A 22,115-nucleotide genomic window follows, 5' to 3' on the forward strand; every position below is an offset into this window, starting at 1 on the left:
GTCTCATTAATGCTGAACACCGGTTTAACAAATAATGATATATTAGACGATATCGTATCCTCTGACTTATCAGCTATGAAGAATTTTATCTTCAGGGATGTTAACAACGGAGATGTTAAGCTTGCTGCTGATATTATATCTCATCTTGTCAGATCAGGCGGAAAAAAAGTTAGGCCCAAACTTGTCTTTATCATATGTAAAATGCTGAACTATTCCGGAGAGGATAGGGTTAAAGTTGCCGCATCAGTAGAATTTATACATAACGCCACTTTACTTCATGATGATGTGCTTGATGAAAGTGAAGCACGTCATGGAGTTAAAACAGCAAATAAAATTTGGGGAAATAAGTCAAGCATTTTAGTTGGTGATCTGTTATTGACTCTAGCATTCAGATGGCTTATAGAATGTGGAAATTTAAACATTCTCTCCATTTTATCTGGAGCATCGCATTCACTTGTAAATGGCGAAATAAAACAAATGGCAGCACGCTTTAACTCTCACACTATTAGGAAAAACTATTTCGACATCATTGGAAAGAAAACAGCATCTTTATTTTCTGCATGCTGTGAAGCTGCATCTGTAATATCCAACGCTACAAGTAATGAAACAGAGAGGTTGAAAAATTTTGGTCTTAACTTTGGTATGGCATTTCAAATAATTGATGATACGCTTGACTATACTGCTGACCAACGTACTTCTGGAAAGCAAGTAGGAAAGGACTTCTTTGAAGGCAAAGTTACTTTACCTGCTATTATAGCGTACGAAAAAGGCAGTCCAGCAGAACAAAAATTCTGGGAAAAATGTTTTTCTTTGGCTGAGCGCAACTTTGACCAAGCATTACATTATATCAATCATCACAATGCTATTCAGCTTTCTATAGAAAAAGCTAGGCACTATGTTAATATGGCACAAAATAATATTAACACTTTTTCTGATTCTTCTTATAAAATTGCTTTAATTGACTTTTTAAATGCAAGCATAGAACGACAAGCTTAGCTAGTTCTTGATATTTTCAGATTAATTGTTATATATTTATTAGATTTTTAAGGATAATGATATGTCAGATAGTAGTAAAGAAAGAAAGAAGAAATTCACTGGCATGGTGAATAAACAAAAAAGCGAAGACCAACAAAATAATAGTAAACAAGCTGATGATTTAGATGAGCTCAAAACATTAAAAGAACGTGCAGTTCAGCTTGAAGATCATTTACGCCGTGCTGTTGCAGATAACGAAAACGTTAAACGTATAATGCAAAAACAAATTAGCGATGCAAACGACTACGCAGTTACAAAATTTGCCCGTGATATGATCGATTCGTGCGATAATTTAAAAAGAGTAATGGAAATTTTGAAGGACGATGATCCTGTTCATGAGGGAATTAAAGTAGCTTATAAAAAAATTATGAATGATCTCAAAAAGCATGGAATAGAAGAGATAGACCCAATCGGAGAGCTTTTTGATAGTAATTTACATCAAGCTGTTGTAGAAAGAGAGGATAATGAAAAAAAAACTGGCACTATTGTAGAGGTCTTGCAAACCGGTTACACTATCAAAAATAGGTTGCTTCGTCCTGCAATGGTTATCATTTCCAAAAAAAACTGCTAATTGTGGAAGCAGTTAGTAATACATATACAATAAGATAAATATGTAATGACAGGCGTAGTCTTTTCAGGCACTCAACCAAGTGGTGTACTACATTTAGGTAATTATCTTGGTGCAATTAAGCAGTGGGTGACTTTACAAGATAAATACAAATCTATTTTTTGTATAGTTGATTTGTATGCGATCACAGCCAATAAGCTTTCTGCAAGTGAATTAAAAAGTAATATTTTTAAAACAGCAGCAGCTTATATCGCGTGTGGAATAGATCCAGAAAAATCCATTATTTTTAATCAGTCTACAATTAGTAGTCATACAGAACTCAGTTGGCTGCTCGGGTGCTACACACCAGTTGGTTGGCTTAATCGTATGACTCAATTTAAAGATAAGGCTGGAAGTGATAAACAAAAAGCCTCTCTTGGGTTATATAGTTACCCAGTGCTTATGGCTGCAGATATATTGCTATATCGAACTAAATACGTCCCTGTTGGTGATGATCAAAAACAGCACTTGGAGCTCGCACGCGACATTGCATTAGCTTTCAATAATCACTATAAGCTTGGTCATTTCGTTATACCTGAAATCCTAGTTTTAGATCATGCATCGAGGATAATGAGCTTAAGAGATGGTACAAGCAAAATGAGTAAATCTCCCCCTTCAGAATATTCGTGCATTAACCTTGACGACACAGATGACTTGATTGTTAAAAAAGTAGGAAAAGCAAAAACAGATTCAATACTAGGCTTTGATTTTGCTACTTTAAAGTGTCGTCCGGAAATAAGCAATTTGATAAACATTTACTCAGTGCTTAGTAATTTAGATGTAGATAAAGTGTGTGAAGAAATGAATAAGTATGATATGCAGCACTTTAAAGGAGAGTTAGCTGATTTAATCATAAGTGTTATATCACCCATACGTGAAGAAATAAATGATCTTTTAAAAGATCAATCTCACTTATATAGAGTGTTAAAAAAAGGCACAGAAAAAGCAGCGGAAATTGTTGGCCATAACATAAAGGAAATCAAAAATATTATAGGGTTTGTTCAATAAGTTATAGCTATTTCTTTCCATGACTTTTAAATCGTGCAACTATTTCCTTTATACTTACATGTGTGAGAAGAGGTTTTTTGCTAATGGAGATTTAGGACCAGACTTTGCTGTTATAGAGGATTCAATTGCAGATCTTTCGTTCTCTGTTGGAAATAAACGAGATTGAGAAGCAGTTTTTAGTGAGAGTGTAGGATCTTGCTTTACACCAGTATCTACTTGTGCTGCTGGGGTGACTTTGCTTTCAACAGGTCATACACCTGCATTTTCCTTTACTTGATTTCGCTTAAATTTTTCTTTTAACGCTTTGACTTTGCTGTCCGTCTTGTGATTGACCCCTTCATAGTAACCGCTTCTACTTTTGGTATCGCTTTACTAGAAGCTTCCTGCATAGATTGCCTACGATCTTGATTTTTAGTTTTTTTTGACATTTCAGGTTTACTTTCAGCTGATTTTTCAAGAATCACATTCATTATTCCTGGCTTCGTATTTACTTCTTCTTTTTGATCAGCACGGCCTAGATTTTTAGACTTTGGCAGTATTTTAGGTTTATCTTTTCTCGGTTTTTGCCCAATCTTTTGATTAGTAGCGAACGTTTTCTTTAATACTGGCAGTGCTATTGATGGTTTTGGTGGTATTGAAAATTTAGATTGCTGTTTACGTTCTCTTTATTGCTTCTATATGTTTTTTAGAAACCGTTGCATAAATTGCCTCTTTCTCTTGATAATTTGACATTCTTTTATCAGGCTCTTCATCTAACAAACTTCCATAGCCTGAGTCCTTGTAACTATAAGAAAGCTTATTGCTATCTGAGGGTATAATCTCTACTTCTGATTAAAAACGTACCTTCTTCTCAGTAGCAGAAACCTTTTTCCCAGACTCAGGCTTAAGCTCATTTATGGAAAGATTAGCTTCTTCTAATGAGAAAGTTTTCTTTAAATTCGGAGCAGTTATGGGTAGTGGAGGTGCAGTTGTCGGTCGTTTTATTTTTCCCTTTGGCGATTACTACCTAATTCTTCTTTTGGCTGTTCTCCCTTTTATTTTAAAGCTATTTTGCTTTCCACATTTACTTCTTATAATTTATATTTTTCCTGAACTTTTTACCCTGTTCTGAATCCAAAATTTCTTTCAAAACATTGAGTTTTTCTTTAAGGAAATTAATTTTTCTCAAGATATTCGTGTATCTTACTGCTTTTTCTAAAGTAAAATTTGGCAATTTATCTTTAGCAAAATTTCTTATGTTGTCATCTTAATCGGAACATCTTTTCCTAAGATTGTGTTCCATATGTTCTTTAATGTTTCAAAAAGACCTGATGGCTTTTCATCAACCGGTTCTACATAATTATCCAAGTCAGTATACATAATAAACTTAGCCACGTCTTTGCCTTGTTTGTAAAATCTTCTAGTGCTTAAGATAAATTTCTTACTGTTTCAGTATATTGTTTGTCGACTTCCTTTGTATTTCCTAACCTTACAACTTTGACCAGAGAATCAAGTTTTTTTTCATAGTTGTCACTTTTGAATGGGTCACTCACACTAATTACAACTTACTATTTATTAAAATATAGACTTAAAAAATTAAGATCTAGTAAATATCATTTGTATAATCCATGGGATCCAGATTAAGCTCTATTGAGTACGCTTAAACAGTTTGATTTCATTAGCATGCAGACTTTACAATCTAATTGGCAAAGTTCACAATCCTATCTAAAAAGATGCCGAAAAAAAGTAGTAGTCCTATATAGGAATTATTTTTAAATATGGACATGCATTGACTAGAGTTGTCAGGATTAAAATGTTTGTACTGGCGATAAAATATAAATCCTACAGCAAGCAGAGCAATGTAAAAAATGTTGTTCAATGATGATAAAATACCGGCGTATAGCCACACCATGAGAGATATTAAGTAAAACCTTTTTAGCCAAGATTTTGTTTTATCACCAAAATATAATGCAGTTGATTTTATTCCGAGTTTTTCATCATCCTTTTTATCCTGATGGGCGTATATGGGGTCATAACTCAGCGTCCAAAAGATGCATCCTATATAAAAGAGCATGGGTTCTATACTGATCTGGTTCTTCACTGCTGCCCAGCCTATAAGTGATCCCATATTGAAAGTAAACCCTAGAAACAATTGTGGCCACCAAACATAACGCTTCAATAAGGGGTAAATAGTTACCATACACATTGAAATTACTCCAAGTATAAGTGTAGTTTTGTTAGTAAACAGTAGAACGACTAGGGCAATAGATAGTAACAGAAAAAGTAAAATCAAAGCTTGCTTTACGTTTAATTTGCCACTTGCAAGTGGTCTATATTTTGTTCGTTCAACATGCGCATCTATTTTTCTATCGAAAATATCATTGATTATGCAACCTGCAGGTCTCATTAAAAATGCACCTATGGTAAACAAAATAAGGAGAAGAAAAGTCTGCCAAGATAGAGAAGTTGAGGCTAGCACAATACCACTTAAACCAGGAAATAACACAAGCCACAAACCTGTTAAGCTGTGCAACCTCATCAATGAAAAGTAACAATTGAAATGCATTTATTAAGTATAATTACTTAGTATTTTGCTTATGTTAACAAAATTATCGAACGCTAAATCAGCCTTAAAAACTAACTTTGGTATAAATCGCAAATCAACATAACTCAATATGGATTTGCGTATTAACCACGCAGATTGGTTAATTTCATCAACAACAGTATTAATATTATATTTTTTTTTGCTTAATGAGGATAACACAATATATACATCTGCTTTTTTCAAATCTCCACTTAATTTTACATCAGATATTACTACATTTTTATTGAACACCTTACCCTCCATTAAGACTTTGGATATTGCTCTACGCAATACAGATGCTATTTTTAGGTTTCTGATTTCCTTTCTCATATTAAACTACTATAACACCCTTTCTTCTTGTACTAATTGATGAGCTTCAAGAATATCTCCAACTTTTATATCAACGTTACCATCCAGAGATACTCCACATTCAAAGTTTGTACCTACTTCCTTAACGTTATCCTTAAATCTACGTAAAGCTTTCAACTTTCCTTCATATATCAACTTATTATTGCGCATTACCTTAATTAAAGAATCTTTTTTTACAACTCCATCACTTACATAACATCCAATAATATTGCCTACTCTAGATACATTAAATATCTGCCTCACAGATGCAGAGCCAATACGCACTTCTCGTGTCACAGGCTTTAACATTTTAGTCAAATACATTCTCATGTCGTCGATAAGTTCGTATATTATACTATAAGTATGTATTTCTACACCCTTCCTTTTTGCTAAATCCCTTATTTTTGAATCTACTTTGACATTGAACGCTAAAATTACTGCACTTGATGCTTCTGCAAGCAGCACATCTGAATCTGTTATTCCCCCTACTGCTTTGTGTAAGATATTCAATTTTACTTGGTCTTTACCGAGCTTATCAATTGAATTCGATATTGCTTCAATAGAACCAGTTACATCGCACTTTAAAACTACAGATAATTCTTCTACTTCACTATCATTGCGACTGAACATGTCTAAATTATTGTTGCTTAAATCTTCTTTCTTTTCCTTAATTAACTCTAACCTATACTCAGCAATTTCACGTGCCTGCTTTTCAGAACTTACTACAACAAATTTATCTCCAGCATTTGGTATACCATTTAGACCAGTAATCTCAATTGGAGAGGATGGTAGTGCCACCTTTTCTCTTTGCCCAAGGTGATTAACCATACTGCGCACTTTACCATATGCTGTACCAACTACCAACATATCACCAACTTTTAGCGTTCCTTCCTCAACTATCAATGTAGCCGATATTCCCTTGGCTTTATCTATTTTAGATTCTATTACCCACCCAAGTGCCCTACAATCTTCTATTGCTTCTAGCTTCATTAATTCAGCGATCAATAAAATCGCCTCTTCTAGTTTATCCAAATTAATTTTCTTTTTTGCTGATACTGGCACAACTATAACATCGCCACCGAGCTCTTCAGGAATGAGATCATATTGAGGTAAACTACTAATTATCCTCTCTACATCACCAGACTGTGACCTATCAATTTTATTAATAGCAACTATAATAGAAACATTTGCCGCTTTTGCATGATTCATTGCTTCAATTGTTTGTTTCATGACTCCATCATCAGCCGCAACTACTATTACAACTATATTAGTGATGTTAGCGCCACACGCACGCATCGCAGTGAACGCTTCATGTCCCGGCGTGTCAATGAAAGTAATTTTTTTATCTTTTGTAATTATCTGATAAGCACCTATGTGTTGAGTTATTCCGCCTAACTCTCTTTCTGCAACATTAGATTCACGAAATGCATCAAGCAAGGAAGTTTTACCATGATCAACGTGTCCCATAAAGGTGACAATTGGTGGTTTAGGTTTTTTAGGTAAACTTTCTCTCTCTTCTATAAAAAACAAATTCTTTTCCTTGTTAGCACCGCTCACTCGTTTAGCCGTATGATTGAATTTCTCCACTATTTCGCATGCTACTTCTGGATCTACTAAACCATCCACTCCATAATTCTCACCCATTTCTTCTTTCAACATCTTTAGCACACTTTTGCTATCTTCTGCCATGCGAATAGATAATTCCTTAATTGTTATCTCATCTGGTATAATAACTTCCCTTGAGATATTTTTACCCTTAGTGAATTCTGATTTTCTATTTCTTATACCAAATCTTTGCTTAAACACAGAAGGTTGCTCAATTTTGTCATCTATTGATTGTGCAATTATCCGCTTAGAATGCTTGGAATATATATCTTTGTTAGTCTTTAAAGACTTTTTATTATTATCTTCGTTGTCAGTGTTATTCTCTATTAGCTCAACTAAGCTAACATCGTTCAAAACTTCCTTTCCAGTTTCTTTAAATGAAGTGTTCGTGGCGCTATCTCTGTCGTTAGTCTTTTCATTACTATCTTCTTTTACTATACTATCTTTTTTTACTATGGCTTCTTTTTCTTTTAGATTCCTTTCTTTCAGCAAAGCAGCGTTCTGTACAGCATTAATACGAGAAATTTGCTCTTTTTTTGTTAAAGAACCTAATAATTTATTTTCATCTTGTTCTTCTGTGTCATGAGTTTTTCTTCTTCTTTTTTTTACTATTGTAGCTCCCATACTTGGACTTGCTGAAGAGCTCAAATTGAAGTCTAATTTAAGCTTACTAAAGCCTTGGAGTGTTAATTTTTTGCTACTGATATCTTTACTATTCATATTATATTACACCAAGCTTCTTGCGCGCTTCCATGATTATTGAGTTCACTGTGTTTTTTAAGTTTTCTTTATCACTCGCTGAAGAAGAAAGTATACTACAAAATTCATAGCTTGACAAATCTGCTATGTTTTCTAAAGTTTTAATACCATGTTCACTAAGAGCAATTTTATCATCTATTGATAAAGGTAAATTGATCACATCACTTTCCATACCTAAACTTTTTAACTCTTCTATTTTTCTATCATTTTCTGCTTTTAGATATCTATTTGCCCTGTTACGCAGTTCACTTGCAATATCCTCGTTAAAGCCTTCTATTGAAGCAAGCTCTTTAATGGAAGCATTCGATATATCTTCTACACTTGAAAAGCCTTCTGTGACTAACAGTTGACCCATAATCTCCTCTAAGTTTAAAGCTTCAGCGAATAGAGCTGAACACTGACTAAGCTCTCTATTGCGCCTTTCCGATTCTTGTTGAGTGCTTAGTATCTCAATCTTCCACCCAATAAGCTCCGAAGCTAGTCTCACATTTTGACCCTTTTTTCCTATTGCCAAACTCAATTGATCTTCAGCGACTATTAGTTCTACGCAATTTTCACTTTCATCAATAATAACCTTCGATACTTCCGCAGGAGTGATTGCTTTAATAACAAATTGGCCTAAGTCTGAAAAGTAATGCACGACATCAATTTTTTCACCATTTAATTCATGTATGATGGCTTTTATTCTCTCTCCCTTAACTCCAACACATGCACCTACTGGATCAATATTCTTATCGGGAGAGAAAACGGCAACTTTGGACCTTGAACCAGCATCTCTAGCTATACCCTTAACTGTCACTAACCCATCAGCAATCTCCGGTATCTCCTGACTTAGTAATGCCTCCAAAAAGCCTTCACTTGCCCGAGAAAGAATAATTTGACGTCCATCGTCAGAGCGCTTAACAGTTTGTATATAAGCTTTAATCTTATCACCTTCGCGAAATAATTCACCACCGATTAAATTTCGCAATGGAAGATATGCCCTAGTACCATTTATGTCTATAATCAGATCTGAATATTCTACTTGTTTAACAATACCATACCTTATTTCCCCTACTTTGTCCTTAAATTCTTCATATTGCTTCTTTAACTCTTCATATTTAATTACTTGAGCAATCCTTTGCTGGGCAATTCTTGCTGAGGCAAGATCAGTATTAAGAGAGAGCAATTCATTAATAGTGTCTCCAACTTTTGCATCCTCCTTTATTAATTTGGCTTGTGTAAGCGTAATTGACCCATATCCGTTATGCTCTTCTCCATTTGGTTCATCATCAACGACCTTTAATTCTCTGTACGAAATAACCTCACCTGTGCTTCTATCTATATTAACCACAACCTTACTTTTGCTACCATACTTTTGATAAGCTACTGCTTCTATAGCACTTTCTAATGCTTTCATTATAACTTCAAAATCTAGACCTTTCTGAAGTGAAATCTCCCCCGCTGTCTTTATTATATCAAGATTTCCTACTAAGTTATTTTTGTCACTTTTCTGTTTAACACTTCTTTTGCGATCAGCAATCATACAAATAAATCCTATACAATTAGTTATAATTATAGTTTCAACGGGCAAAGAACTCTATTCTCAATATTAAATAATTACTAATTTAAGTCAAGTTTTTTCATGTCTTTGCATTACAAGCAATGCAGGGGAAAAAATAAAGTTAAAACCGTTGCAGTTAATATTCCATTTGCTATAGCCGTTAAAATATCAACCACCACTGGCTTGATGGTGCGTCATATATGATTTGTAAAGCAAAAAAATCGATATTTAACTTAGTAATCACAGGTATCAGCCCAAGGACTGTGGTTTCAACGGTAAGCAATATTGGTCTAATACGAGAAATCGAAGCATTTATTACACATCGCTTAATATCATTTTCATATATCTTGATTTGGCGATGGAAAGCATTGTGTACTAATACCAAGATCATTGATGTAATTGCCAATATAAAAGCCTTTAACAAAAAGGCTTCTGATTTTGTTGATCTTCTTTATCACCTTTAAAGTCAACTTAAACTTCCTTGTTCCAATCTCGAGCAATTGAATTTTGAATGAACTTAACCCTTTCATCAACTAAATAACCAGGGTCAACATCAGCAGAGATTGTCACTGTGCGTAATCCATTAATTCTACTCAGTTTATTTATCTTTTTTTCTGGAGCATATTTTACTACGTTGCCTATAGGGTACAGGCTGTTAGCCATATTAATAAAAAGATTTTCCACAGCCTTCATGTTGCGGTCCTTTTTAGGAAAGTAAAGTACAATGTCGATTTCTCTATTCAGGTTATTTGATCTATATTTTCCAATGAATACTCCATTTGTAATCATTTTTATAAAGTCGCCAATAGCTGCAACACTTACCCCAGAACTTGTAGCCTTATTTTTGTCAATACTCATGTTCCATTCTATTGCAGGTATTGATCTGCTGTCTTGAATCTTTACAAACTCTGATAAAGGCTGGTCCATAATTTTTAGAATTTCTCTGCTACTAAATCCAAGCCAGATACGTTTCCGCTGAGATTAATTTGTATTGGCTTATCAGCCGACGGCCCTAACTTCTCTCCTTGGAGATCAATTATTACTCCTTTCATACCCTGCACACTGCTTCTTATATCATCTAATATAACCTAACTTTGCACCTAAAACGCAATTCACAAGTTCCAATTGAATTCTGGCGACAACACTATCATCAAATAACCCTAACTTAGCATAGAAAACTTTAACTTCCTTCTTCATATTTAAAACACGATCCTCTACTTTTCTAAGTATCAGACCTCGTTCTTTGGTTTATAAGCTTTCTTTTGCTTTAACACTAATATAAGATATTGTCTGAGTCCACCTTCGAAAAAAAACTTTACCCCAAGGGCCAAAGGTAAAATACAACACACTAAACGAAAATAAAATTAATACACAGCACACACAAATTTTTTAGGATGGTCTAAACTTTCTCTAATATGAGTATGTAAGCTCTTATTACAGGTCCAGTATTCTTTATCTCACCACTTTCTATTGCATTCATTTTTTCAACTTCCTCTTTTGAAGCCACTGAAGGCTTGTCAAATATTGCACCAAGTGTTAGTATGAAAACCAAAGCCATAATGAGCGAACCAGTCAGAGTTAGAATTATTGTAATTGGTATACGCTGCATAAATTTACCGACCGCATTAGGCCACAAAAAACACTGCTAATTTTATCAACGTTGATGATAGAACTGGGCAGAATATATTATGGACTGCAGTGTGAAAGGCTTCTACTTTGTCCATTCCACAGATCATCTTTCTACCAGCATATTAGTTGACTACAATTGCATCATCAACTAGCATACCAATCGCCATAATTAAACTAAAAAGTACGATAATATTTAAAGTTATGCTCATAAAGTAAAGGGCTATTATTCCAATAAGAAAAGAGCCAGGTATCGAAAGTGCTACAAGGATAGCAATCCTTGTTCCCATAGAGAATATCATTATGATCAATATCAGCAATACAGTAAATATCATGCAGTTTTCTAGGTTATCCAATACATTACGGACATCTTTCAACTGGTCATTTAAATACACCACTTTTAGATTTTTAGGCAGCTGGTCTCGTACCTTATCCACTAAGTATTTTACTTGATTTACTGTATCTATTATGTTTTTTCCATTACGTTTTGAAATCTCTAATACTATGACAGCCCATTGATACGAGCAAATCCTTTGTGGTCTTCAAATCTAGGGTACACTTTTGCTATATCCTTTATTTTCAAAACTGCATTACCTTAAGACCTGATAAGAATGTTCATAATATCTTCTATGTCTTTTATAACTCTGATATTTTAATCGAGTATTTGCTTGTATCATTGTCAAGTGATCCAGCTCCGACCAGTTTATTATGCTTGATATAACATAAAATATTTTATCTGATTGAATGTTGTATTTTGTTAGGGCTATAGGTTCAACTATTACTTCTATGTTTCCTTACGCTACCTGCCATTTCAACTTTGAGAACATTTGGCAGAGATTCTATTTCTTTTTTCAAATTATGCGCTACCCCAGTTAAAGTCCTCTCTGGTGAATTACCAATTAATCCAACATTTAGTATAGGAAATAAGCTTAAATTTATTTCGCTGATTATCGGAGGCTCTGCTTCAACAAGTAGCTTCGATTTTATGTTTGAAAATTTTGAATGAACTTATCTAGCACTTCCTTATTACTATACTCTGCGCCAAATTTAAGTATTATATGTGCACCATCATTAGTTGCTAGGACTTTTAAGTTCCTTAATTCCTTCTATAGACCTCAGTTCATTTTCTATTGGAATAGCTAATAACTTCTCACTGTCTTCAACGAAAATTCCAGGGAGCCTGACGAACACACTGATTATAGGAATTTATATGTCATGGTTGCTTTCTCTTGGCACTTTTATATAGGCGTATGAACCAAAAATAAAAATTACTATAAGCAACAATATTACCGTCCTATTCCTCTCTACAAGTAAGCTTTTCATATTGATATTTTATTGAACATACATACTCTTGTACAACATTATAGCCGAGGTACATTATATATTAATTAACTCTTACATAATCTTTAAAATATTTACACTAGATATTGAAATCATCAAAAAAAATTGCAATTACAAAAGAAGCTTTGCATAGTAATAGTAGAGTAGTATTTGATGGATTATTATGGTGGCAATTCAAGCATAACAAAAGGCAAAAGTAAAGCAGTTACGTCTGCTTTAGCTGGAGCTCTGTCAGCTTTAATATTTTTAACAGCAATCCATATTGCTGGAAAAACAGCCATTGTTATTTTCGCTGCCATAGTCACTCACTTACTGCTTTCACCAACTCATAAAATAATAGCTAAAAAATTCTAGCCTACTAAAACTTGTACTCCAAAAAAACAAAGTTCTAGAAGATGAGGTTTCAAAAGATGAAGGATATAACAGTGAAGGTGAGAAAAATAACATTGTAGTACCTGTAAAGAGCCCAGAAGAAACTGAAGCTAATTTAAAAGAGAAAATGATAAGAAAAAGGTCAGAGGAAGAAATGAAAAATGGATTACCTAAACATATGGACTACGAAGGTAATGCACTGCCTGAAAATACTGAAGCTAAAACTGATAGTTGCTCTATTAATTATACAAAAACTATATGGTAGTACTTGATAGAATCGTCCTTTATATTCAAGATAGCGAGAAACAAAGTACTAGCCAAGATGACACAGGTCAAACTCAATTTAAAGCAAACTACATGGATTTGATGCAATCTCTTCCTGAACATATAGATGCATGCGGTAATCCACTTTTACTGCTGCAAAGCAAATTTACTTATATGGAGCTTGAATTTGAAAGGTACGCAGGATACAAATCATCACCCCTAAGTCTAATAAATATTCCATCCTATTAAAGAGAAAGACATCTGTGAATCAATCCAAGCACATAAGTTTAGTGTTACCGCCAAATGCTGCAGTGTTTACACTTACAACTTTTTCTGTAGAAAAACGCTGCAAATAATTAGGACCTCCAGCTTTCGGTCCAGTGCCAGATAGTCCTCTACCGCCAAATGGTTGCACGCCAACTGTTGCACCCACCTGATCGCGGTTGATGTACACATTTCCAACTGATATTTTTCTACTTATTGAATCGATTTGATTTTGTATGCGGCTCTGCAAAGAAAAAGTAAGCCCATATCCTGTATTATTTATATCACTTATAACTCCATTTAATTGCGACTTATTAAAACGTATGATATGCAAAATAGGGCCAAACACTTCTTGTTTTAATTGCGAAATCTTTTGTATCTCATAAATATATGGAGAAAAGAAATGACCGTTATGAGAATTTGTATCCATAGGCACCTTGGATAAAAGGCTTGAATCCCTATCTCCTGACATCTTCTCCGTATATTTAGTCAGCATATCAATAGATGCTTTGTCAATTATTGGACCAATATCAGTGCTAAGTTGTATCGGATCACCAACCTTTAACTCTTGAGCCGCATCACATATCATTTTTATCTGTTTTTCTGCTATATCTTCTTGAATAAATAGCACCTTAAGCGCAGAACAGCGTTGGCCAGCGCTGCGAAATGCAGAAAGCAGAACATCTACAGTCACTTGCTCCAAGAGAGCAGAGCTGTCAACAATCATAGCATTTAATCCGCCAGTTTCAGCAATAAATGGCACAATGGGACCATTCCTGCTAGCAAGCATTCTATTAATCATTTGAGCAGTTTGTGTTGAACCAGTAAAAGCTACACCAGAGATTCTATTATCTGGCACTAGTGCTTTACCTAAATATTGACCATCTCCTGGAATAAGATGCAGTACATCTTTTGGTATCCCAGCTTCGTGTAATATCTTAACAGCTTCATAGGCAATAATCGGCGTTTGCTCTGCTGGTTTTGCCAGTACTGCATTACCTGCTGCAAGTGCAGCTGAAACCTGCCCAATGAAGATAGCAAGTGGAAAATTCCACGGTGATATGCATAAGAAAACTCCTCTACCCTCAAAAAAGATGAAGTTATCTTCGCCTGTCGGGCCTTGCAGTTTTTTCCAATTACTCAGTTCATTTCTTGCTATTATTGCATAGTAACGCAAAAAGTCTACTGCTTCTCTTACTTCTGTTATTGCGTCGGATAGAACTTTCCCTGCTTCCACAATTAGAATGTAAATCAATTCTTTCATCTTTTCTTCAAGCAAATCTGCAGCTTTTTCAAGGTACACAGTACGCTTTTCTGCTGAAACATTTTGCCATTTAATAAAAGCACTATGGGCTACTTCAAGAGCATTTAAAGCCTGATCGCTAGTTGTATTTGACACTTCCCCAATTACGTTTTCCAAGTGTGCTGGATTAACCACTTCGATAAATTTAGCACTGTCAAACAGCGACTCTCCATTAATTATTGGTCCAACTTGCCATTTCTTCCCACTTAATTCTTTTATATCATTTGCAAATTGTGAAACTGTAACTGAATCACCAATGTCCATTCCTAAGGAGTTCTTTCTTTCCTCTCCAAAAATATCTTGTGGCAATGGAATGCTTGAGTGAGGTTCATACCCTAAGCTTTTAGCTTTTTCTAATGGATCTGAAATTAACTCTTCAATCTTAACATCAGAACCATTTATTTGATTGACAAATGAGCTATTAGCTCCGTTTTCAAGAAGGCGTCTAATAAGGTATGGCAATAAATCACTATGTTTACCAACCGGTGCATATATACGACAATCGATACTTGTTGCAAGTTCTGACATTGCATAATCATATAAATTCTTACCTATTCCGTGTAAGCGTTGGAACTCAAATCCAGGATGATTTTTATCAGCGAGCTCTACTATAGTAGCAAAAGTATAAGCATTATGAGTTCCAAAGCATGGATAAAAGTGACTTGCCTTACTCAAAAGTTTCCGCGCACAGGCAAGGTAGCATACATCAGTGTAGCTTTTTCTAGTAAACACTGGGTAACTACTTAACCCCAACTCTTGCGTGCGCTTGATTTCTGAGTCCCAATATGCTCCTTTCACAAGTCTTACCATAATTTTATGCTTTGATCGAATAGCAACATCCTCAACAAAGTCAAGAACAGACAAAGCACGTTTTTGATACGCTTGCACAGCTAAGCCAAGTCCTTCCCACTGTGAAAGTGACTCATCAAGACGCAATTGCTCGAATAAAACTAATGACATCTCAAGTCTTTCTGACTCTTCTGCATCTATACATAATGAAATATTGTACTTTTTTGCTTCATGACAAAGTTCCAATACCTTAGTCTTCAGCTCTCCGGCTATATTACCGAATTGACAGAATTCATAACGTGGATGCAACGAAGAAAACTTGATTGAAATTCCATGTGACTTAAAACAATCGCTTGTATCAGTGGATTCACCTATAGCTTTTATTGCATGCATATATGAATTAAAATATTCTTCAGCATTCTCAGCTGTGTGAGCGGCTTCACCAAGTATACTAAAAGAGCATAAAAATTTGCTATGGCTATCCGACCTTATACTCTCCAATGCTTCTTCTATAGTTTCTCCAACAATAAAGTGCTTACCAAGCATCAGCATCGCCTGCTTCACTGCCTTGCGGATTATTGGCTCTCCAAAATTTTTGAGTAGTTTAGAAATTACGTGATAGAATCTCGGACCTTCTTCATTGCCTCTTAATACACTACTTCCTATCATCAAGCTCCACGTAGAAGCATTAACAAACAATGAAGAAGAACGCCCTAAGTGTTTACTCCATTCTTGATTGGCAATTTTATCTTTGATTAGTTCGTCTATCGTATAATCATCTGGTATTCTAAGTAGTGACTCAGCAAGACACATTAGTGCTACTCCTTCGTCACTAGAAAGCGAGTACTGCTGCATAAAAGAATCTATGACATCTAATTTGCTGCCTTTAATTTTTTCAACAACTTGTTTTGCAATATTGTAAATCCTATTTTTCGAATCAGCAGAAAGCTCTATTTTTTCTACAAGATAACGTGCATAGCTTTTTTCATCAGTACGATAAAACCCCTGCAAACGTTTTCTTAATTCGTTAGGTTCTTGTATAGAGCTGATCATATATAATTATCTACAAAACACCCTTTACCATATGTAAGGTAGAATTATACCATAACCTCGCGTAGAATAAATTATTATTTATATAAAGGGCTAGGATCAACTAAAAAAGTCTACTGTCTACTGCGATAACTTCACTAAATCAAGAGGACTGTGCAAGTATGTAACTTAACACTCCACCGCTCATTAAGTATTTCACCTCAGTTGCAGTTTGTACACAGCATTTTAGTTGAATTGATTGCTCCGAATTGTCTTTTCTTTTAATGATACATTCTAGATTCCCACTTGGTACTATTTCACCTTTTATGCTTATAATCTCACTACTATCAAATATCCTTCTGGTCACTCCGCCTTGAAATATAAGCGGAAGAACACCCATGCCGACCAAGTTTGATCTGTGTATGCGTTCGAAGCTTTCTGCAATCACAGCTTTAATTCCTAGCAACAAAGTACCCTTTGCTGCCCAATCTCTGCTTGAACCTGCGCCATACTCTTTCCCTGCAATGACAACTAATGGAACAGCTTCTTCTTTGTAACGCATTGCTGTGTCAAAAATTGACATAGTCTCTTGAGAAGGAATATGTTTTGTATAGCCGCCTTCATTGCTAATCATTTCGTTTTTTATTCTGATATTAGCAAAGGTCCCACGCATCATCACGTTGTGGTTACCACGACGAGACCCATATGAATTGAAATCCTGTGGTTCAATTCCAAGATTTTTTAAATATATACCTGCAGGACTATTTGAGGCAATATTTCCAGCGGGGGAAATGTGGTCTGTGGTTACACTATCACCAAACATTGCTAGTACTCGTGCATTTTTTATATCAATTACATTATCTTTATCATTTCCAGCTAATAAATCATCAAAATAAGGAGGATTTTGTATGTAAGTGCTTTTCGTGTCCCAGTTATAAATTTCACCTCTCTCATACTTTATCTTTTGCCAATGTTCATCACCAGAAAAAACATCCTTATACTTTTGCATGAACATTTCACACGTTACAACACTTCTAACACAGTCCTCGATTTCATTGTTTGTTGGCCATATATCTTTGAGATAGACGTTATTTCCATTTTTGTCTTTGCATATAGAATCTTTTGTTAAGTCAACCTGCACAGTACCTGCAAGTGCGTACACAACAACAAGTGGCGGAGATGCTAAGTAATTAGCCTTGACTAAAGGATGGATCCTCCCTTCAAAATTACGATTACCGGATAAAACCGCAGCAACGGTCAAATTTTTGTTTTTAATATCGTCCTCTATATCTTTATTAAGTGGACCAGAATTTCCAATACAAGTTGTACAACCGTACCCAACCAAATTAAAGCCTAGAGTATTTAGATTTTTCTGTAATCCTGATTTTTCTAAATATTTTGTTACAACCCGTGATCCCGGGGCAAGAGAGGTTTTAACCCAAGGTTTTGATTTTATACCGAATTTTATTGCTTTACGGGCTATAAGACCAGCAGCAATCATCACACTTGGATTTGAGGTATTGGTGCAGCTTGTTATTGCAGCGATAACTACACTTCCGTCTTGAAGCTTATCATTTTCCTTTGATTCATTAACTGAAAATGATGTAGAAAAAGACTCTGCTACTTGTGAGAGAGAAACTTTATCCTGTGGTCTCTTGGGGCCAGCCATTACTGGCTCTACACCTGATAAATCAAGCTCCAATATGTCAAAAAACGCTAATTCTTCACCGCTGCGCCACAGTCCTTGCTCTTTTGCATAGACTTCAACTAATTTGATTAACCCTTCTGGTCTTCCTGTTAAGCTTAAATAGTCTAGTGTTTTCTGATCGATTGGGAAAAATCCACAGGTTGCACCATACTCTGGAGCCATGTTGGCTATAGTTGCTCTATCTGCCAAGGATAGGTAATCTAAACCATCACCATAAAATTCTACAAACTTACCAACAACGCCCTTTGCTCTTAAGATATTTGTGATTGTCAGTACCAGGTCAGTTGCAGTTACTCCCTCTGGAAGCCTTCCCATTAATTTAAATCCTACTATCTCTGGAATTACCATACTAATCGGTTGACCAATCATCACGGACTCAGCTTCTATTCCACCAACGCCCCAACCAAGAACTGATAAACCATTAACCATTGTAGTGTGGCTATCTGTACCTACTAAGGTGTCAGGATACACAACTCCACTTTCGTTACATACAACTTGCGCTAAATATTCGAGGTTCACTTGGTGACAAATTCCTGTACCAGGTGGCACTACTCTAAAATTTGTGAATGATGATTCTCCCCACTTTAAAAATTGATATCTCTCCAAATTTCTTTTTATTTCCAATTCAACGTTTTTACCAAATGCAGAAGTATTTCCATAACTATCTACTTGAACAGAATGGTCGATCACAAGATCAACAGGCACAGATGGATTGATTTTACTTGGATTACCCCCCTTTTTTTTTACATAACTACGCATTGAGGCTAAATCAACAATGGCAGGAACTCCTGTAAAATCCTGCATCAATACCCTTGCTGGTTTATAGCTAATTTCGTGATTGACATGTTTCTTAACACAACCTGCTAGTGTTTTTATGTCATCTAACCTTACGTTCACTTCATCTTCATTACGCAATAAATTTTCAAGCAATACCTTAAGTGAACAAGGCAATTTGGCTAGATCTATTCCTAAAAATTTACTAGCAGCGTTAAGACTGAAGTAGCCGTATGACTTTCCGCTAACGTTTAAAGTTGTTTTTGAATTTAAAGAGTTATTCATCTTACATAATCATTATTTGAGTGAAAAGTATTCATTATCCACAATAATGTCATTCCGGTATCATGTACATAACTATATAAATTCTCCGTGTTACATTAAAATAGCAAGTGTGCAGTGTTAACCACCTTTGACACTGGAATGACAAAAATAGTGTTGTATCAGTTAAAATTTTCATTACTAGCATTGCTTTTTTGTTGTCGACTTTGCTGCTCATACATGGCTTCAAAATCTATAGGATCTAGCATCAGTGGGGGAAATCCACCACTGCTTGTAACTCTTGCGATTACTTCTCGTGCGAAAGGGAAAAGAAAAGTAGGCCCGCCAATAAATAAGGCTCGATTTACCTCTTCTGTACTCAGCTCCGCAAAGTTTTCTACTGAAAAAATACCACAGTATTTTGTTTCACAGATGAAAGCAACACCATCTTTTATGTTTTCATCTTTTATCATCGCTTTAGCTTCTATATGCAAAGTAATCTCATGGAAAGACTTTTCTTCACTTTCCCCTTCTGTACCTTCAGATCCTTCTAATTTCACTGAATTGACATTAACCATTACATCAATATTGGGAACTTCTTTTAGAGAAAGGAATGGTGAATTTGGGTTTTCAAGCGATAGATCTTTAACATATTGATTGTGAATTCTCATTTTTTGTTGTGACATTTCCTACTCTCCCTATAATTAAGTTGAAGCATTTAATACTTTCTTGTACAATAAACCATTTACAAGTTAATAGCAAATCTAATTATAGATTAGTACAGGATAAGCACATCTTCATTAACAATGTTAAGATATTTTGTATACTAAGGAGTTGAGTTACTATGATAGAACTCGTAATATATGCTTTACTAGCTGCATTCGTTTTTTCACGTTTATACAATTCTTTAGGAAGATCAACAAGCCTCAACCTAAAAAAACTGACTAGTGTACTGGATATAAGCCAAGTCAGAGAAGATGTAGTAGAGAATATTGAAGATTACATTGATAGCAACGATAAAGATCCAATAAAAGCTACTTACGAGCAAATATTACAAAAAAACAAAGATTTCTCCATTTCCCATTTTATGGAAGGTTCAGGCGTAGTTTTCGAATTAATAATAAAATATTTTAACCAAGGGAATTTATCTCAGTTAAAACCTCTCTTAGATAAAGACTTATATAATAACTTTGCAGGGAAGATTAAACAACGTAAAGAGATATACGAGTCTATAATTGTCTCTATCGTTTCACAAAAGATTTTAGAAATAAAACTAGTAAAAAATGTAGTATTTATTGCAGTATATTTTCTTTCAGAACAAATTAATTTTGTCAAGAACGACAAGGGGGATGTCATATCAGGTAGCACATCCACTATCAATAAAGTTGAGGATGTATGGCAATTTAAAAAGAATGTTACCTCATCAAACCCAAGCTGGTTGCTTACTTCCATAAATTATAAAAAAGCAGATGATAGTAAAACGAACGGAAAGTATAATTAAATTTTATTTAATATGGAAAATAAATTACGCGAAATAGTACTTGATACTGAAACAACCGGCCTTGACATTGAATCCGGCCATCGCATTATTGAAATAGGATGTGTGGAATTAATCAACCGTATCCCAACAGGCAAGGTATTTCATAAGTATCTTAATCCAGAAAGAGATATACCTTACCATTCATTTAAAATTCATGGCATTAGTGAAGAATTTTTAGAAGATAAACCGTTATTTTCGGATGTTGTATTTGAATTTCTTGATTTCATATCTGGTGATATTTTGATAATTCACAACGCTGAATTTGATATTAAGTTCCTTAACATGGAGTTAGGCAAGTTGAACGCTAGGTTAATTTCTTCAGATAGAGTGCTAGATACATTGCCACTTGCAAGAAAGAAGTTTGTAGGGTCACCCGCTTCTTTAAGTGCATTATGTAAGCGTTTTGATATATCATTAGAGAATAGAGAATTGCACGGAGCACTAACTGATGCTGGATTGCTTGCAAAGGTGTACGTTGAACTTACAGGAGGATTACAAACTTTTCTGTTTGACAATGAATGCAAGCAAGATCATAACTCTGCATTTATTCAGCATAAAGTGCGTAATTTAACTTGCAGAGAACATTCACCAAGTAATGAAGAAATTAATGAACATAGGAAATTGTTAGGTAAAATTGACAATCCACTTTGGAAAGAACGTATTGAATAAATTAATTAATGAAGATATAATCTCATTTTATCCAAGGTGTTCCAATGATAAAGTTTGTAAGGTTATTATCTAGTATATTAGTAGCATTATCAGTCATTTTTCTCGGCTATTGTTATTTCACTAAAAAAGGCATATTTGCTCCAGCAGTAATTCACAACGCAGAAGTTAAAATAGGAGGAGATTTTTCTTTAATCAATCAAGATGGGCAGGTTATACGCAGTAATGATTTTAAAGATAAGTATATGATGATTTTCTTCGGGTTTTCTTCATGTAAAAAGATTTGTCCTATGAATCTTGGGATAATTTCAGAAACACTTGCAAAACTAGATGAGAAAACCAGTGACAAGCTACAAACATTTTTCATAACAGTTGACCCTGAATGCGATAGCACAGAAAAACTCAAAGAATTTCAACAGCAATTTGACTATAGGATACAAATGTTAACTGGTGAAAGAAAAAAAATAGATGAGGTAATTGCAAATTATAAAGTATACACTAGCAAAGTTGGTGGAGAAGAGGGAATCAATCATTCTTCAATAATATATCTCATTGGTCCTGGGGGAAAGTATGTTACACACTTTGCAGCCGATCTAAATTCGGATGAAAGTCAATCAGATAAAATTGCAGCTGAGATTAAAAAATATATAAATGAACTGTAGATTTCTTCCGCCCGGAATAACATCACCTGCAAATCGCAATTTCACGCA

Annotated in this window: 23 protein-coding genes; 9 read left to right on the forward strand and 14 right to left on the reverse strand. The window is 34.8% G+C overall.

All coding sequences use genetic code 11. The annotated features are described in order from the left end of the window. Positions 1-9 precede the first annotated feature (9 nt). From WBM_RS03150 to trpS, 3 genes are all read left to right on the forward strand, one after another. Positions 10-996: a polyprenyl synthetase family protein gene (locus WBM_RS03150; protein ID WP_011256730.1), complete on the forward strand. Its 987-nt coding sequence runs from the start codon at positions 10-12 to the stop codon at positions 994-996. Positions 997-1,057: 61 nt separating this feature from the next. After that, complete coding sequence (locus WBM_RS03155) at positions 1,058-1,606, forward strand: nucleotide exchange factor GrpE (RefSeq protein WP_011256731.1); 549 nt, start codon at positions 1,058-1,060, stop codon at positions 1,604-1,606. A 45-nt stretch (positions 1,607-1,651) separates the two neighbouring features. Next, positions 1,652-2,650, forward strand: a complete 999-nt coding sequence (gene trpS / locus WBM_RS03160; RefSeq protein WP_011256732.1) for a tryptophan--tRNA ligase — start codon at positions 1,652-1,654, stop codon at positions 2,648-2,650. A 296-nt stretch (positions 2,651-2,946) separates the two neighbouring features. On the opposite strand, the gene WBM_RS06420 is transcribed toward trpS, so the two are convergent. Continuing rightward, positions 2,947-3,120, reverse strand: coding sequence for a hypothetical protein (locus tag WBM_RS06420; RefSeq protein ID WP_225416095.1), 174 nt, complete (start codon positions 3,118-3,120; stop codon positions 2,947-2,949). Between the two features lie 425 nt (positions 3,121-3,545). On the opposite strand from WBM_RS06420, the gene WBM_RS06425 reads away from it, so the two are divergent. After that, positions 3,546-3,761, forward strand: a complete 216-nt coding sequence (locus tag WBM_RS06425; protein ID WP_041571478.1) for a hypothetical protein — start codon at positions 3,546-3,548, stop codon at positions 3,759-3,761. A gap of 122 nt (positions 3,762-3,883) precedes the next feature. On the opposite strand, the gene WBM_RS06430 is transcribed toward WBM_RS06425, so the two are convergent. The 10 genes from WBM_RS06430 to WBM_RS06450 all read right to left on the reverse strand — a co-directional run bounded on the left by WBM_RS06430 (position 3,884) and on the right by WBM_RS06450 (position 11,624). Next, positions 3,884-4,024, reverse strand: a complete 141-nt coding sequence (locus WBM_RS06430) for a hypothetical protein (protein ID WP_225416096.1) — start codon at positions 4,022-4,024, stop codon at positions 3,884-3,886. Between the two features lie 304 nt (positions 4,025-4,328). Then, entirely contained in the window at positions 4,329-5,195 is an 867-nt protein-coding gene (gene ubiA / locus WBM_RS03175; RefSeq protein WP_011256733.1) for a 4-hydroxybenzoate octaprenyltransferase, read from the reverse strand. Positions 5,196-5,198: 3 nt separating this feature from the next. Then, positions 5,199-5,543 carry a ribosome-binding factor A gene (locus WBM_RS03180; protein ID WP_011256734.1) on the reverse strand — a complete coding sequence of 115 codons (345 nt, stop codon included), beginning with the start codon at positions 5,541-5,543 and terminating at the stop codon, positions 5,199-5,201. Between the two features lie 9 nt (positions 5,544-5,552). Continuing rightward, positions 5,553-7,886: a translation initiation factor IF-2 gene (gene infB, locus WBM_RS03185; RefSeq protein ID WP_011256735.1), complete on the reverse strand. Its 2,334-nt coding sequence runs from the start codon at positions 7,884-7,886 to the stop codon at positions 5,553-5,555. A 1-nt stretch (position 7,887) separates the two neighbouring features. Then, on the reverse strand, positions 7,888-9,450 hold the full coding sequence (gene nusA / locus WBM_RS03190; protein ID WP_011256736.1) for a transcription termination factor NusA: 1,563 nt from the start codon (positions 9,448-9,450) through the stop codon (positions 7,888-7,890). 178 nt (positions 9,451-9,628) lie between these two features. Continuing rightward, on the reverse strand, positions 9,629-9,892 hold the full coding sequence (locus WBM_RS06435; RefSeq protein ID WP_225416097.1) for a hypothetical protein: 264 nt from the start codon (positions 9,890-9,892) through the stop codon (positions 9,629-9,631). A gap of 47 nt (positions 9,893-9,939) precedes the next feature. Then, positions 9,940-10,395 carry an efflux RND transporter permease subunit gene (locus WBM_RS06440; RefSeq protein ID WP_225416098.1) on the reverse strand — a complete coding sequence of 152 codons (456 nt, stop codon included), beginning with the start codon at positions 10,393-10,395 and terminating at the stop codon, positions 9,940-9,942. Positions 10,396-10,400: 5 nt separating this feature from the next. Continuing rightward, on the reverse strand, positions 10,401-10,529 hold the full coding sequence (locus WBM_RS06745) for a hypothetical protein (RefSeq protein WP_255324080.1): 129 nt from the start codon (positions 10,527-10,529) through the stop codon (positions 10,401-10,403). A gap of 338 nt (positions 10,530-10,867) precedes the next feature. Next, positions 10,868-11,077, reverse strand: a complete 210-nt coding sequence (locus WBM_RS06445) for a hypothetical protein (protein ID WP_225416099.1) — start codon at positions 11,075-11,077, stop codon at positions 10,868-10,870. A gap of 142 nt (positions 11,078-11,219) precedes the next feature. Further along, positions 11,220-11,624, reverse strand: coding sequence for an efflux RND transporter permease subunit (locus WBM_RS06450; RefSeq protein ID WP_225416170.1), 405 nt, complete (start codon positions 11,622-11,624; stop codon positions 11,220-11,222). A 964-nt stretch (positions 11,625-12,588) separates the two neighbouring features. Between WBM_RS06450 and WBM_RS05110 the strand changes: the two genes are divergently transcribed. Together WBM_RS05110 and WBM_RS05795 are read left to right on the forward strand one after the other, a co-directional pair. Further along, positions 12,589-12,789 (forward strand): hypothetical protein, encoded by a 201-nt coding sequence (locus WBM_RS05110; protein ID WP_050707670.1) that lies wholly within the window; start codon positions 12,589-12,591, stop codon positions 12,787-12,789. 145 nt (positions 12,790-12,934) lie between these two features. Further along, positions 12,935-13,072: a hypothetical protein gene (locus tag WBM_RS05795; protein ID WP_158676300.1), complete on the forward strand. Its 138-nt coding sequence runs from the start codon at positions 12,935-12,937 to the stop codon at positions 13,070-13,072. Positions 13,073-13,339: 267 nt separating this feature from the next. On the opposite strand, the gene putA is transcribed toward WBM_RS05795, so the two are convergent. The 3 genes from putA to secB all read right to left on the reverse strand — a co-directional run bounded on the left by putA (position 13,340) and on the right by secB (position 19,885). Further along, complete coding sequence (gene putA, locus WBM_RS03210) at positions 13,340-16,480, reverse strand: bifunctional proline dehydrogenase/L-glutamate gamma-semialdehyde dehydrogenase PutA (RefSeq protein ID WP_011256737.1); 3,141 nt, start codon at positions 16,478-16,480, stop codon at positions 13,340-13,342. Positions 16,481-16,619: 139 nt separating this feature from the next. Further along, the gene (gene acnA / locus WBM_RS03215; protein ID WP_011256738.1) at positions 16,620-19,223 is read right to left on the reverse strand and encodes an aconitate hydratase AcnA; all 2,604 of its coding nucleotides are present in this window, start codon (positions 19,221-19,223) and stop codon (positions 16,620-16,622) included. A gap of 158 nt (positions 19,224-19,381) precedes the next feature. Continuing rightward, a complete protein-coding gene (secB, locus tag WBM_RS03220; RefSeq protein WP_011256739.1) occupies positions 19,382-19,885 on the reverse strand; it encodes a protein-export chaperone SecB in 504 nt (167 codons plus the stop codon). A 158-nt stretch (positions 19,886-20,043) separates the two neighbouring features. On the opposite strand from secB, the gene WBM_RS03225 reads away from it, so the two are divergent. The 3 genes from WBM_RS03225 to WBM_RS03235 are packed head-to-tail and all read left to right on the forward strand — an operon-like array spanning position 20,044 to position 22,067. Then, complete coding sequence (locus WBM_RS03225; RefSeq protein ID WP_011256740.1) at positions 20,044-20,700, forward strand: Tim44/TimA family putative adaptor protein; 657 nt, start codon at positions 20,044-20,046, stop codon at positions 20,698-20,700. A 12-nt stretch (positions 20,701-20,712) separates the two neighbouring features. Further along, entirely contained in the window at positions 20,713-21,408 is a 696-nt protein-coding gene (gene dnaQ, locus WBM_RS03230) for a DNA polymerase III subunit epsilon (RefSeq protein ID WP_011256741.1), read from the forward strand. A gap of 44 nt (positions 21,409-21,452) precedes the next feature. After that, positions 21,453-22,067 carry an SCO family protein gene (locus WBM_RS03235; RefSeq protein WP_011256742.1) on the forward strand — a complete coding sequence of 205 codons (615 nt, stop codon included), beginning with the start codon at positions 21,453-21,455 and terminating at the stop codon, positions 22,065-22,067. Positions 22,068-22,115: the final 48 nt, after the last annotated feature.

Origin of the sequence: Wolbachia endosymbiont strain TRS of Brugia malayi (assembly GCF_000008385.1) — a bacterium.
Taxonomy (GTDB): Bacteria; Pseudomonadota; Alphaproteobacteria; order Rickettsiales; family Anaplasmataceae; genus Wolbachia.